The organism is Actinoplanes sp. NPDC026623 (genome assembly GCF_040638275.1).
Lineage (GTDB): Bacteria > Actinomycetota > Actinomycetes > Mycobacteriales > Micromonosporaceae > Actinoplanes.
On record NZ_JBEZXZ010000023.1, the window covers coordinates 58,044 to 71,802 of the forward strand.

The following is a 13,759-nucleotide window of genomic DNA, read 5'->3' on the forward strand; positions in this document are numbered from 1 at the left end:
AACGAACGTCGTTCATGGGGGAGACCTGATGCAAGCCGTGCTGGAGAAGGCGTCCGAAACGCCGTACCGATGGCGTTGGGTCGCGCTCTTCGTGATCCTCGCGGTCGAGGTCATGGACCTGCTCGACTCGCTGGTCACCACGATCGCCGGGCCGGTCATCCGCGCGGAGCTGGGTGGCTCGCTGAGCCTGATCCAGTGGCTCGGCGCGGTCTACACGCTGTCGATGGCGATCGGCCTGCTCACCGGCGGACGGCTCGGCGACATCTACGGCCGGCGCCGGATGTTCATCATCGGCGCCGCCGGCTTCACCCTGGCCTCGCTGCTCTGCGCCATGGCCTGGTCGCCGGGCGTGCTGATCGGCGCTCGCGCGGTGCAGGGCCTGTTCGGCGCGCTGATGCTGCCGCAGGGCCTCGGCATGATCAAGCAGATGTTCTCGCCGTCCGAGCAGGCGAAGGCGTTCGGCGCGTTCGGCCCGGTCATGGGCCTCGGCGCGGTCGGCGGCCCGATCCTGGCCGGCTGGCTTGTCGACGCGGACTACTTCGGCACCGGCTGGCGCATGATCTTCCTCATCAACCTGCCGCTCGGCATCTTCGCCGTGGTGGGCGCCGTCAAGTTCCTGCCCGAATTCCGCAGCGAGCGCACGCCCCGGCTGGACCTGGCCGGCGTGGTGCTGGCCGGCGTCGGCGCGTTCCTGGTGCTCTTCCCGCTGGTGCAGGGCCGCGAGCTGGACTGGCCGGTCTGGATCTTCGTCATGCTGGCGCTGGGCGTGATGCTCTTCGGCCTCTTCGGGGTGTACGAGTCGCGCCGCGAGCGCCGCGGCCTCGACCCGCTGGTGACTCCCAGCCTGTTCCGCAAGCGTGCCTTCACCGGCGGCCTGCTGCTCGGCCTGTTCTTCTTCGCCGCGCTGATCGGCACCGGCCTGGTCTTCACGCTCTACCTGCAGGTCGGCCTCGGCTACTCGCCGCTCAAGGCGGGCCTGACCACGCTGCCGCAGGCCCTCGGCACGATGGCCGGCTTCATCGCGGCCGGCGCCGGGCTCAGCGAGCGGCTCGGCCGCAAGCTGCTGCTGCTCGGCACGGTCGTCATGGGCCTCGGCACGGCCGGCGTCGCCGTGACCGTGCAGGTGGCGGGCGCGGACATCACGCCGTGGCACCTGACCCCCGCGCTCATCGCGCTGGGCGTCGGCATGGGCATGGCGATGGCGCCGTTCTTCAACATCGTGCTGGCCGGCGTCGACGACGAGGAGACCGGCTCGGCGTCCGGGGCGCTCACCTCGGTGCAGCAGCTCGGCGGGGCGTTCGGCATCGCCGTGCTGGGCACGTTCTTCTTCGGGATGCTGCCCGGTGCGGTCGGCGATCACGTGGACGCGGCGGGCCTGCGCCCGGCGCTGACCGCTGCGGCCGTGCCGGCGCAGGCTCAGCCGGCGGTGGTCGCCGGGATCCGCACCTGCCTCGAGGACCGCGCGGCGCAGGACGACCCGTCCGCCCAGCCGGCGTCGTGCCGGACGGCCGAGGGCGCCGGCACGACGCCCGAGATCGGCGAGTACGCGGTCGAGGCGGTGCACGCCGGCTTCCGGGACGCCACGGTGGGCAGCCTGAACGTCGCGCTGCTGATGCTGGTGGCCGCGTTCGGGCTCGCGTTCCTGTTGCCGCGGCAGGCGCGCCCGGACGCCGAGGGCCACTGACGGACGGCGCCGGCGGCGAACAGCCGCCGGCGCGATGCCGGTCGAAACGTGTGCGTCAGACGGTCGGCAGGCCCGCGGCCTGCCAGGCCTTGAAGCCGCCCGCGAGATCCGTCGCCCGCAGCAGGCCGAGATCCTGCAGCGCCGCCGCGGCCAGGCTGCTCGTGTAGCCCTCCTGGCAGGTCACGATCACCTCGAGGTCGTAGCGGGTGAACGCCAGCCGCGCGTCGCTGCGCGGATCCAGGCGCCACTCGAGCACGTTGCGCTCGATGACGATCGCGCCGGGGATCTCGCCGTGCTCGGCGCGCTGGGCCGCCGGGCGGATGTCGACCAGCACCGCGCCGCGGGCGACGGCCCGGTATGTCTCGTGCGGGCCCAGCCGCACGATCCGGGCGCGGGCGCCGGCCAGCAGCTCCTCGATGCCCTGCGAGCCACGCGGCGGGGTGGCGAAGACCGGCGCGGCGCGCAGCGGTGCGGCGTTCACCACTGTGCCCCCGCCCGCTCGACGGCGACGACGTCCAGGCCGGCGGCGCCGATCCGGTAGCGGGTCATGGTGCTCAGCGCCGGCCCGTACGCGTGGATGCTGATCGCCGGCCGGTTCGAGCGGTTGGTGATCCGGTGGATGTGCCGGGTGCCGAAGCGGCGCCCGGCACCCTCGCCCAGCTCCCGGGCGGTGATCCGCGGCGCTCCGCCGGTGCCGGTTTCGACCGTGTCCTCGGTCAGCGCGCCGGAGTAGACGTGGAACGCCCCGGCCGAGCCGCCGTGGTCGTGCAGGTCGGTGCCCTGCCCGGGCAGCCAGGTCAGCAGCCACACCTCATGGTCGGGTTCCTGCGCCAGCCGGTGGTACCAGCGCTCGAACGCGTTGAAGCGGGGCGCGACGGGCCAGGCGTCCGGATCGGCGGCGTATCGGGTGACGGTGGCGAGATGGTCGAGGCGGATGTCGACGGCGGTCACTACGGCTCCTCGCTTTTTATATATTGCCTATCAGTTCTATAGGTTTACCTCCACGGTACGGCCGAGGCCGGACGACGCGCGGGGGGAACCTGGAAACCGGCGCTCAGGCCGGTGGAAGTGCTCGAAGGTGGCGCGGAAGGCGCAGATCAGCGCTGACAGCGCGCGCTGGCGCAGCGCGCCAGGTCAATCACCCGGCGGGCCGTGAGTGGGATGCCCTGCCGCTGCATGAGCCCATCGTCGCGGGGCGCGGGTACCAAATCAAACGTGTACCAACATGCGGGAACGAAGATCCTCTCACCACCAACCGCGGCGTTTGGCCCAGGTGAGCAGCAAGGCGGACATGATCGCCATAACTATTAATACGGCTATCAATTGCGGCAGGTGGGTTCGGCCGTTGACGATGATGTTCATGCCGTAAATGGAGGAGAGCGCGGTGATCGGTAACGTCACCACCGCGATCACCGCCAGGCGTTCCGCGGCAATGGTCATTTTCGTCTCCGCGCGGGCGCGATAGAACTCGATCACGCCCTGCAGGTATTCGCGCTCGCCGTCGGCCAGGGCGCCGATCCGCGTCAATTGATCAACGATGTCGGTCACCAGTGGAAGATCATTAGTCGACACCCGTTTCCCGAGCGCCGCTATCCGGCCGTAGACCTCGGCGCCGAGCGCGCCCATCGTGCGGACGGCGAGCAGTCCGTGCCGCGCCTGGAACAGTTCCTCCAGGAATTCCTCCGGGTTGCCCATGTGGCCGCCGGTGACCCGCTGCTCCAGTTGCCAGACCTCGCGGGTCAACTCCTCGATGAACTCCTCGAGGGTGCGCGCCAGCGCCGTGGAGATCGCGTACGACAGCTCGTACGGCGTGCCCGGCCGCAGCCGCCCGGCCTCGAGCCGGCGCCGCACCGCCTCGGTCTGCCGCAGCGCGACGGCGGGGTCGACGGCCGGGTTGAGCGGGCCGTGAACGGTCACGACGTATTTATCGCCGATGATCTGATCGAGCTCGATGTAGTGGACATGGCCGGATGGTCCGCGTTCCGGCCCGTGCAGGATCAGCAGTTGCTGGTGCGGGTAGACGCGGACCCGCGGCACCCGGTTGCGTTGCAGGCAGTCGCGCACGGCGAGCGGGTGGCAGTCGAGAACGTCGGTGAGCAACGTGACGGCCTCCTCGCTGCACTCCGGAATGTCCACCCAGATCAGCGTGGAGTCGAGAGCCATTAAAGCCTCGACTGCGGACACAGGGTGCGTTTCGACGCCCTTGTCCGTCAGCAGCAGAACCCGGATTCCGCCCATGTGAGTCACGCTAGACCCGAAAGAGCCTCACAGTGGTTAGCCTCTTTCAGAACACTCAGCAAAAATATGTCCCACAGCAACCGCGTGAACACGTACCGTCGACCACTTTGGTCAATGGGTCACCAGATCGGACCGCCGACTCAGCCGTTCAGGCGGAATGCCACGCGACGCACGCGGACGGTATTCAGAACGTTATATGGTCCCTCTGCCGCTGAGAGCCGGTGTTGGGGCCAGCCCCGCCCGCCGCCTCCAAGCCCCCCGATGAACGAGGACGGACACGTGTCGAACCCAAGCCGCGGCTTGCTCGCCGCCGGCCTAACCGCCGCCGTAGTCGGCTCCATGGGGGTCGCCTGGACCCTTAGCGCGAACGCCGACGAGACATCCGAGGTGGAGATCCCGGCCGTGACGGCGGCCGCCGCGGACCCGGGTTTCACACCGCCGCCGCTGCTGCCCTGGGGCGAGCGCCCCCACAAGACCAGGCGTGGCAAGGCCGGCGCGAGCAGCGCCGCCCTCGCGGCCGCCGGTGCGGATGCCGCGCCCGCGGACACGAGCGGCTCGCTGGTGCCGAGGCCCGAGTTCGCGCCGAAGGGCCGCACCTCCCAGGACAGCGTGCTCAGGTCGATGAAGACGACGCTCGTGCCGCCGAACCCCCCGGCCCTTGCCCCGGCCCCGACCCCGACCTCGAGCTCCGGACCCCTCACGGCCCGCTTCGAGTACGCCGGTGGTCGCCAGTCCGCGGAGACCGACGGCAACTATGCGAACCTGCCGATCTACAAGCCGGAGCTGGCCCGCGGCGACTACCACACGCTCGTCGAGCTGGCGGTGCAGTCCGCCGACGGCCGGCAGATCATCGAGGTGGGCTGGAACGTCGACCGCTTTATCAACAAGGGGAGCGCCGACCCGCACCTCTTCGTCTACTACTGGGTGGACAAGAAGGCCCAGTGCTACAACTGCGACTTCACCTCGCTGTACCCGACGAGCGTCAAGCCGGGCGACACCCTGCCCGTCGAACCCCCCGACGAGGAAGGCCACCCCGTCGGAGCCGCGAGGCGCTTCGCCATCCAGCACTTCGGCGGGGCCTGGTGGATCGCGTACGAGACTGAATGGATCGGCTACTTCCCCGACAGTCTGTGGGACGGCAAGTTCACCAAGGTCGGCCTTACCCAGTGGTTCGGCGAGATCGCGACCAGCGCCCCCCTCGGCGAGACGACCTGCACCGACATGGGCAACGGCCTGAAGCCCCTTCCTCCTCCGCCGCCGCCCAAGGAGGGCGATCCCCCGCCCCCACCGCTACCGAAGGACTACGCCGCCCGCGTCGGCAGCATCAACCACACCAACGGGCCGCCTCTCGTGATCGAATACCCGGACACCTCCAACACCAACCCCAAGTACTACCCTTCACAGCCCGTGAGCGACCGGACGTTCCGCTACGGCGGCCCGGGAACAGGACCCTGCTGATCGCATACCGCACGAAGACGCCCGATCCCCGTCGTGGGACCGGGCGTCTTGCGCGTGCGCTTGTCGAACCGGCGGCCCGCCGCTGTGGTACACCTCGGTGGGCCGACGAGAGGGCAGCGGATGAGGCGACGGGGGAGTCCCGACGAGGAGCAGATGACCGCGCTCTACACCGAGCACTACGCGGTGCTGCTCAGCTTCATCTGCCGCTACGTGCGGGACCGGCACAAGGCCGAGGACCTCGTGCAGGAGACGCTGCTGCGCGCGTGGCGGCACATCGACCATCTCGAGCCCGATCCCGTACGCACCCGCTCCTACCTGCTGACCATCGCCCGCAACGTGGTCACCAACACGTGGCGGGCCGAGCAGCGCAGGCCGCGTCTGGTGGCGGACGAGGCCGCCGTGGCCTCCGTGCCGGCCGCCGACAACGTCGATCAGCTCGTCGAGGGCTGGCTGGTCGCCGAGGCGCTCGGGCGACTCTCCGACAACCATCGGGCCGTGGTGCAGGCGATGTACTACGAGGGCCAGACCGTGGCCGGCGCGGCCCGCAAGCTGTCGGTGCCCGAGGGCACGGTCAAGTCACGCGCCTACTACGCGGTGCGGGCGCTGCGGCAGGCGTTCGAGGAGATGGGGGTGCTGCGATGAGCGCCGACCACGACGAGTCGCGCCGGCTGCTCGGCGGCTACGTGCTCGGCGGGCTGGACGCCGCCGACACCGAGCGCCTCGACGCCCACCTGCTGAGCTGCGACGAATGCCGCGCCGAACTGGACCTCCTGGCGCCCGTGCCGGAGCTGCTGCGATCCCTGGAGAACGCGGAGCCGCCCACGGTGGCGGTGGGCACCCGGCCCAGCCCCGCACGGATCGAGAGCCTGCTGGCCAAGCTGCGCACCGAAGGGGTGCGGGCGCGGCGCCACACCCTCGGCCGCCGGCTCGCCGCCGCCGCGGCGGCCGTGCTGATCGTGGCCGGCGCGGCCGGTGTCATCGCCGTCTGGAATTCGGAGCCGACGCCCACCCGGCCGCCCGTGGCGGCACCGAGCCCGCCGCTGGTCACCGCCGTCTTCGAGCCGGCGGCCGGCAGCGGGCTGACCGGCCGGGCCATGCTGACCGGCAAGACCTGGGGGGTTTCCATCGACCTGAACGTGTCGAAGCTGCCGGGGCGCGGCCCGTTCGTCTGCCGGGTCAGCGGCGCCGACGGCCTGGTCGAACAGGCCGCGATCTGGGGGCCGACGCCGAGCGGGAACGCACACGTGACCGGCGCGAGCTCGATTCAGCTGCGCAACGTCCACGCCGTCGCGGTGGCGGACCGCGACGGCCGCCTGCTGGGCACCGCCCGACTGAACTGAGGCGGCCGGGTCAGGGCCGGCCGGTGGGGCCGTAGAGCTTCTCGCGCTGCGCCTGCGGCAGGGAGCAGGCCGCGGTCCCGCCCGGCAGCAGGTGGCGGTGCTGCGACACCCAGCGGTACGCCGGCCACGCCAGCATCCCGACCGGCCGCAGCTGCAGGACCCGGCCCGGCACCTCCCACATCCGGCCCGCGTCGCGCAGCAGCAGCGCGATCGCGTCCGGCCCCGAGGCGACCGAGCCGTCGGTGCCCACCCACTGCACCGCCTCCTCGACCTGTTCCAGGCTCAGGCCGAGGCGGTCGAGATCGGCGAACTGCCACGGCACCACCGTCGCGAGCGACGGGACGCGGCGCTCGATGAACCGCGCGCACGTCGTGCAGAACGCGCAGTCACCGTCGTACACGAAAGTCGCCTTCTCCATGCACCCATCCTGTCAGGTCACGCGCCGGAGCCTGACCAGGTAGGTCTGTGCCACGACCACGACGGCGAGGAATGCGCCGCTGATCAGCTGCTGGTAGCTGCTCGGCACGTTGCCGACCTGATTGATCATGTTCTGGATCACGCCGAGCAGCAGCACGCCCGCGATCGTGCCGGCGATCGTGCCCGCGCCGCCGGTGAGCAGCGTGCCGCCGATGACGACCGCCGCGATCGCGTCGAGCTCCATGCCGGTGCCGAGCACCGTGACGCCGGAGCCCAGCTTCGCCGCGTTGATCGCGCCCGCCAGCCCGGCCAGCAGGCCGGACATCACATAGACCCAGACCTTGGTACGGCGCACCGCGATGCCCATCAGGCTGGCCGCGTCCTCGCTACCGCCGACGGCGTACACGGCGTGGCCGAACCGGGTACGCGAGAGCAGCATCATGCCGAGGGCGAAGATGACCGCGACCAGCCAGACCGGGTAGCCGATGCCGAGGAACGAGCCGGTGCCGAACGCGCGGAACGCGTCGCTCTCGACCAGGTAGGTCGTCGAGCCCTCGTCGCTGATCGCCCGCATCAGCCCGCGCGCGCCGAGCAGCGCGGCCAGCGTCACGATGAACGGCGCCATCCGCGAATACGCGATCAGCGCGCCGTTGAGGACCCCGATGAGCCCGCACACCGCGAGCGGCGCCAGGAACGCGGGCACCAGACCCCACTGCGACGCGTACGCGGAGACGACCCCGCCGAGCACGTAGAGCGAGCCGACCGACAGGTCGATGCCGCCGGTGATGATCACGAAGGTCATGCCCAGCGCGATCAGCGCGGGCGGGGCGGCGGCGATCAGAATGGTGGCCGCATTGTCGAAGCTGCGGAAGTTCGGGAACGCCGCCGCCGCGATGACGACGACCACGACGAGCACCGCGAGCGCGCCCTGGCGCTGGATCAGGCCGACGATCCGGTCGGTGCGTTCGGCCCGGCGCTCGTCGGCGGCGACGGTGGCGGCGACCTCGTGATCCGAGATGGTCTGGGTCACCGGGACTTCCTCTCTCGGGCGGCGTAGACGGCGACGAGGATGATGACGGCCTGCACCATCTCGGTCGTCGACGGCTGCAGGTTGTGTTTGATCATGGTGGCGACGACGAGCTGCATCAGCAGCGCGCCTGCGACGGTGCCGAGCACGCGAACCCGGCCGCCGGTCAGCGGCGTGCCGCCGACCACGACCGCGGTGATCGCGGAGAGCTCGATGAGCAGGCCGACCGCCGAGGCGTCGCTGGACTGGATGCGGGCGACGGCGAGCAGCCCGGCGACCGAGGCGAGCACCGAGCAGAGCACGTAGACGGTGATCAGCACGCGCTTCACCGGCACCCCGGCGAGCTCGGTCGCCGGCCGGTTGCCGCCGATCGCCAGCAGCCGGCGGCCGAAGACGGTGCGCCGGACCACGAATCCGACGATCACCACGAGCAGCGCGGCGATCCAGACCAGCACCGGTATGCCGGCGAGATCGCCCGAGCCGAGGTAGATCAGGTCCTCGTTGCGGACGTCCTTGAGCTGGCCGCCGGAGATGACGAGCGCGAGGCCGCGGCCGCCGACGAACAGCGCGAGGGTCGCGACGATGGGTTGCAGCCCGACCCGGGCGACGAGCGTGCCGTTGATCAGGCCGACCAGCACGCCGGCGACGAGCGAGACCCCGATGGCGGCGATGACGCCGTAGCCGAGGTAGAGCGGAATCAGCGCGGCGGCGAGCGCCATCACCGCGCCGACCGAGAGGTCGATGCCCTCGGTGCCGATCACCAGGGCCATGCCGAGGGCCACGATCACGATCGGCGCCACCTGGATCAGCTGGATGCGCAGGTTGCTCCAGGCCAGGAAGTTCGGCGTGAACAGCACGTTGAACAGCAGCAGCAGCGCGATCGCCATGTAGACGCCGTACGCCGGCAGCCAGGCCCTGATCCGCGCCAGGTCGATGGCCGGCCGGGCGGCCGTGGCCGTCGCCTCACTCATTGTTCTCCTCCAGCTCCGCAGCCGCGGCGATCGTCTCGAGCAGGGACTCGGTGGTCACCTGTGCGCCGGTCAGCTCGCCGACGACCGCGCCGTCGCGCAGCACCACCACCCGGTCGGCCCCCTCGACCAGCTCCTCCGCGTCGGAGGAGACCAGCACCACGCCGAGCCCCTCGGACGCGAGCTCGTCGATGAGCGACTGCACCTCGGCCTTGGCGCCGACGTCGATGCCGCGGGTCGGCTCGTCGAGCAGCAGCACCTTGGGCCGGGTGGCGAGCAGGCGGGCGAGCAGCACCTTCTGCTGGTTGCCGCCGGAGAGGTCGCCGACGCGCTGGTCCGGGCTGGACGCCTTGATCCGCAGCCGGTCCATGTAGGTGCGGACGATGTCGTCGATCCGGCGGTCGGAGACCAGGCCGAAGCGCGACAGCCGGGGGAGGACGGCGAGCGCGATGTTCTCGCGTACCGAAAGGCCGGCGACGAGGCCCTCGGCCTTGCGGTCCTCGGGCTGCACCGCGATGCCGGCCCTGACCGCCTGCACGGTGGTGGGCCGCTTGAGCTCCCGGCCGTCGACCTCGACGGTGCCGCCGTCGATCGGGTACGCGCCGCCGATCGCCTTGATGGTCTCGCTGCGGCCGGCGCCGAGCAGGCCGCCCAGGCCGACGACCTCACCGGGGCGCACCGAGAAGCTGATGTCGTGCAGCCGGCGCCGACTGTTCAGGTCGGTGACCTTGAGGACGGGCGCGGCGTCCGGCGCGGTGTCGTGCCCGCCGGCGAAGCCGGTGAAGCCCTCCCGGCGCACCGCGGACATGTCGCGGCCGAGCATGAGCGAGACCAGCTTGAGGCGCTCCAGGTCAGCGAGCCGGCCGGTGTGCACGACCTTGCCGTCGCGCAGGATCGTGACGGCGTCGCAGATCTGGTAGAGCTCGTCCAGCCGGTGGCTGACGTAGACGATGCCGATGCCCTGCGCGTGCAGGTCGCGGATGACGCCGAAGAGCGTCGTCACCTCGCGCGGCTCGAGGGAGGAGGTGGGCTCGTCCATGATGACGACCTTGGCGTCGATCATCACGGCCCGGGCCAGCGCCACCATCTGCTGTGCGCCGAGCGCGAGCGTGCCGAGCCGGCGCCGGACGTCGGTGGTAACGCCGTACCGCAGGAGGATCTCGCTCGCCTCGCGGTGCATCCGGGCCTCGTCGAGCAGGCCGAGCGCGTTGCGGGGCTCGCGGCCGAGGAAGAGGTTGTGCGCCACGCTCATCAGCGGGATGAGGTTGACCTCCTGGTAGATCGTGGAGATCCCGGCCCGCTGGGCATCCATCGGCGTGTCGAACACCGCGGGCTCGTCGCGGTATCGCAGCTCGCCGCCGTCCGGCTGGTAGACGCCGGTCAATACTTTGATCAACGTGGACTTGCCGGCGCCGTTCTCACCGACCAGGGCGTGCACCTCGCCCGGCTGGAGGGTGAAGGAGACGTCGTCCAGGGCGCGGACGCCCGGGAACACTTTGGAGACATCGACGACCTCAAGCAGCGCCATAAACGCATTCACTCACTTCTCAACATAATCCGTCAAGACTTCGCACATTGATGGGGCCGGGCGGCTCGTGACCGCCCGGCCCTTCGTGCCGCGTCAGCCCAGGGGCGCCGCGTTGTTCCAGGTCGCGTCGGCGCCGAAGCTGCCCGGGTTGTCCCAGGTGTTGCCGCCGCCGGAGGTGGCGATGTAGACGGCCTCCGCGTAGTGGCGCCAGTAGTAGCCGGGGTAGTTGATGGACTCGAGCGAGACGTTGCCGCCGCCGCCGTTCAGCGCGGGCTGCGCGCAGAAGGTGGCGTCCTGCTGGAACGTGGTGGTGTTGTCGTTCGTGGCGGTCTGCAGGCGGTAGGCGGCGTGCCGCAGGAAGCGACCCGGGTAGTTGACCGACTCGAACGTGTAGCAGGTGGCGTCGGCCAGGCCGGCCCGCACGGTGAAGGTGGCGTCCTGCCGGTCGGTGAGGCCGCTGCCCGAGTTGATCACGTCGGTCCGTGCGAGGGAGTCACGGTGCCGCAGGTAGCGGGTGTCGTAGCCGGTCGTGGTGACCCGGAACGAGCGCTTCTGCCCGACGGCCAGGTCGGCGCCGCTGCGCCACAGCGGGTTGACGACGCTCCAGGTCGCGTCGTCGTTGAACGACCCGCCGGTGTTCTGGTCCATCCACACCTCGGAGTTGCGGTGCCGCATGAAGTAGCCGGCCATGTTGGACGACTCCAGCGACGTGCCGCCGCCGGAGAGGCCCGGCCGGGCGCAGAAGGTGGCGTCGGCGTTGAACGTGCCGCCGCTGTTCGCCTCCCGGTAGACCCGGTAGGCGCGGTGCCGCAGGTACTGGCCCGGGAAGTTGCGGGACTCGAACGAGTAGCAGGCGCCGTTGGACAGCCCGGGGCGCACCCAGTAGGTCGCGTCCTGCTTGTCGCCGGCCGGGCTCGACGCGTTGACCACCGAGGTGACCGCCGCGCCGGCCGAGTGCCGCAGGTAGCGGTCGGTGTAGCCCGGCGTGGTGACCCGCAGCGAGGCGAGCCTGCCGGTCGGCAGCGTCGTGCCGGTGGCCGCGCCGAGCACCCGCAGGTTGACGTCGCGGACGCCGGCGAAGTTCATCTTCTGGATCTGCCGGTCGTAGGTGTAGAAGCCGTTGAGCTCCTCCTCGACGTCCGTGGGCTCGGTGTACACGGAACCGGAGAGCCCGTTCGCGGCGATCAGGTCGACCAGCTTGCCGGTGATCTGCACGTAGCGGTTGGTCAGCGCGTTGGTGTCCGGCAGCCACTCGTACGCGAACTTGCCGCTGGTCGGCCACTCGTGCCCGGGGACGCGCAGGCCCAGGCCGCCGTACTCGCCGTTGACCGCGATCCGGGTGGCCGTCGGTGCGCGGGTGATGCCCGGGCCGACGTACATGTGGTCGTCGATCACGTCGCCGTTGCCGGGGTCCGGATCGGAGTCGCAGCAGTTCGAGCCCGAGTCGTGGTTGACCAGCCGGGTCGCGTCCCAGCTCTTCACCAGGTCCGCGATGCGGCCGGCGTCGTACTCGCCCCAGCCCTCGTTGAACGGCACCCACTGGACGATCGACGTGATGCCCTTGTGCTCGTCGATCATCTCCTTGAGTTCCTTCTCGTACCGGGTGCGCCCGATCGTCGAGGGCTCCCGGCCGCTGGCCAGCGCCGGCATGTCCTGCCAGACCATCAGGCCGAGCCGGTCCGCCCAGTAGAACCAGCGGTCGTTCTCCACCTTGATGTGCTTGCGGACCATGTTGAAGCCGAGCGCCTTCTGCTGCTCCAGGTCGAAGCGCAGGGCGGCGTCGGTCGGCGCGGTGTAGATCCCGTCGGGCCAGAAGCCCTGGTCGAGGGTGCCGAGCTGGAAGACGAACTTGCCGTTGAGCGTCGGGCGCAGGGTGCCGCCGAGCATGGCCTTGCCGAGCGAGCGCATGCCGAAGTAGCCGGCGACCGCGTCGCCGCCGCCGGTGCCGGTCAGGCTGACGCGCAGGTCGTACAGGAACGGGTCGTCCGGGCTCCAGAGGTGTGCGTTCGGCACCGGCACCCGGATGGACGAGCCGACGCTGCCCGAGGCGGTGCCGACCACCGTGCCGCCGGAGAGCACTTGGGCGGTGACGCCCTGGCCGTTGATGCCGGCGCCCTGCGCGACCAGGTCGAGCGCGCCGGCGCCGACGTTCGGGGTGGTGTCGAGCCGGGTGATCCGGGCCGGGTTGGTCGGCTCGAGCCAGACCGTCTGCCAGATGCCGGAGGACGTGGTGTACCAGATGCCGCCGCGGTTGGTGCGCTGCTTGCCGACCGGGATGTCCTGGCCGTCGGACGGGTCCCAGACGCCGACGATGACCTCGTTGGAGCCGGCCCGCAGCGCGCTGGTCACGTCGTAGGAGAACTTGTCGTAGCCGCCCTCGTGCGTGCCGAGCAGCGTGCCGTTGACCCAGACCTTCGACTGCCAGTCGACGGCGCCGAAGTTGAGCTGCACGTTGCGGCCGCTCCAGCCGGCCGGAACCGTGAAGCTTTTGCGGTAGTACATATAGTTTTCATGCCGCATGATGCCGGAGAGAGCGCTCTCGATCGGGTACGGAACGAGCACCTCCTCGCCCAGCGTCTGGTTCACCGGCGGGGTGTTGATGTTGGCGGCGCCGGCGAACTGCCAGATCCCGTTGAGGCTCTGCCAGTCGGGGCGGGTGAGTTGGGGCCGGGGGTACTCGGGTAGCGGGTTGGTCGTGGAGACCTGGCTGGTCCACGGGGTCGCCAGCGGGGGAGTCTTCGGCGCGAACGCCGCCGCGGGGGAGGCGGTGACGATCAGGGTGCCGGCCGATGCGGTGAGGGCCGCGGCGGTAACGGCGAGGAGGCGTCGCCATGACCGGGGTTGGTGTTCAGTCACGTGCTCTCTCCTTGAGGGAGTGTGCTGCTCGGGGATGAGTGCTGGATGCGGTGGTTACCAGCTTGGAACACATGTTGACGCAACTGAACACGCGGAACAATGGAGGTTTGTCTATGTCCGCAGATGCCGCGCGGGCGCGCCCCTCGGGGGTGCCACCCCCGCCCCCGGGGCGGGCGGGGGGGCTCATATAGGGCCGTTGAGGTGCGGAATTTGGGTGGGAAAAAAACTTATTCGGAGCTGATG

The 13,759-nt window shown here is 70.5% G+C and carries 12 protein-coding genes; 4 read left to right on the forward strand and 8 right to left on the reverse strand.

What is annotated here, in order from left to right; translation table 11 throughout:
- The first annotated feature begins 28 nt into the window (after nt 1-28).
- A complete protein-coding gene (locus AB0F10_RS10190; protein ID WP_360622112.1) occupies nt 29-1,684 on the forward strand; it encodes an MFS transporter in 1,656 nt (551 codons plus the stop codon).
- Nucleotides 1,685-1,739: 55 nt separating this feature from the next.
- On the opposite strand, the gene AB0F10_RS10195 is transcribed toward AB0F10_RS10190, so the two are convergent.
- The 3 genes from AB0F10_RS10195 to AB0F10_RS10205 form a co-directional block, all read right to left on the reverse strand.
- On the reverse strand, nt 1,740-2,165 hold the full coding sequence (locus tag AB0F10_RS10195; protein WP_360622114.1) for a rhodanese-like domain-containing protein: 426 nt from the start codon (nt 2,163-2,165) through the stop codon (nt 1,740-1,742).
- Nucleotides 2,162-2,635, reverse strand: coding sequence for a cysteine dioxygenase family protein (locus AB0F10_RS10200; protein WP_360622116.1), 474 nt, complete (start codon nt 2,633-2,635; stop codon nt 2,162-2,164). The genes AB0F10_RS10195 and AB0F10_RS10200 overlap by 4 nt, the downstream gene beginning before the upstream one ends.
- A 294-nt stretch (nt 2,636-2,929) precedes the next feature.
- Entirely contained in the window at nt 2,930-3,922 is a 993-nt protein-coding gene (locus AB0F10_RS10205) for a magnesium transporter CorA family protein (protein ID WP_360622119.1), read from the reverse strand.
- A gap of 339 nt (nt 3,923-4,261) precedes the next feature.
- Between AB0F10_RS10205 and AB0F10_RS10210 the strand changes: the two genes are divergently transcribed.
- The 3 genes from AB0F10_RS10210 to AB0F10_RS10220 all read left to right on the forward strand — a co-directional run bounded on the left by AB0F10_RS10210 (nt 4,262) and on the right by AB0F10_RS10220 (nt 6,720).
- Nucleotides 4,262-5,380: a neprosin family prolyl endopeptidase gene (locus AB0F10_RS10210; protein ID WP_360622121.1), complete on the forward strand. Its 1,119-nt coding sequence runs from the start codon at nt 4,262-4,264 to the stop codon at nt 5,378-5,380.
- A gap of 120 nt (nt 5,381-5,500) precedes the next feature.
- Nucleotides 5,501-6,022 (forward strand): sigma-70 family RNA polymerase sigma factor, encoded by a 522-nt coding sequence (locus tag AB0F10_RS10215; RefSeq protein WP_360622123.1) that lies wholly within the window; start codon nt 5,501-5,503, stop codon nt 6,020-6,022.
- Nucleotides 6,019-6,720 (forward strand): zf-HC2 domain-containing protein, encoded by a 702-nt coding sequence (locus tag AB0F10_RS10220; protein WP_360622125.1) that lies wholly within the window; start codon nt 6,019-6,021, stop codon nt 6,718-6,720. Before AB0F10_RS10215 ends, AB0F10_RS10220 begins: the two co-directional genes overlap by 4 nt.
- Before the next feature lie 10 nt (nt 6,721-6,730).
- Here the strand turns inward: AB0F10_RS10220 and AB0F10_RS10225 are convergent, their stop codons facing one another.
- The 5 genes from AB0F10_RS10225 to AB0F10_RS10245 all read right to left on the reverse strand — a co-directional run bounded on the left by AB0F10_RS10225 (nt 6,731) and on the right by AB0F10_RS10245 (nt 13,516).
- Nucleotides 6,731-7,138, reverse strand: a complete 408-nt coding sequence (locus tag AB0F10_RS10225) for a DCC1-like thiol-disulfide oxidoreductase family protein (RefSeq protein WP_360622127.1) — start codon at nt 7,136-7,138, stop codon at nt 6,731-6,733.
- Nucleotides 7,139-7,150: 12 nt separating this feature from the next.
- Nucleotides 7,151-8,167 (reverse strand): ABC transporter permease, encoded by a 1,017-nt coding sequence (locus tag AB0F10_RS10230; RefSeq protein ID WP_360622129.1) that lies wholly within the window; start codon nt 8,165-8,167, stop codon nt 7,151-7,153.
- Nucleotides 8,164-9,135 carry an ABC transporter permease gene (locus AB0F10_RS10235; protein ID WP_360622131.1) on the reverse strand — a complete coding sequence of 324 codons (972 nt, stop codon included), beginning with the start codon at nt 9,133-9,135 and terminating at the stop codon, nt 8,164-8,166. Before AB0F10_RS10235 ends, AB0F10_RS10230 begins: the two co-directional genes overlap by 4 nt.
- A complete protein-coding gene (locus tag AB0F10_RS10240; RefSeq protein ID WP_360622133.1) occupies nt 9,128-10,660 on the reverse strand; it encodes a sugar ABC transporter ATP-binding protein in 1,533 nt (510 codons plus the stop codon). The genes AB0F10_RS10235 and AB0F10_RS10240 overlap by 8 nt, the downstream gene beginning before the upstream one ends.
- Before the next feature lie 93 nt (nt 10,661-10,753).
- The gene (locus AB0F10_RS10245) at nt 10,754-13,516 is read right to left on the reverse strand and encodes an AbfB domain-containing protein (RefSeq protein ID WP_360622135.1); all 2,763 of its coding nucleotides are present in this window, start codon (nt 13,514-13,516) and stop codon (nt 10,754-10,756) included.
- Nucleotides 13,517-13,759: the final 243 nt, after the last annotated feature.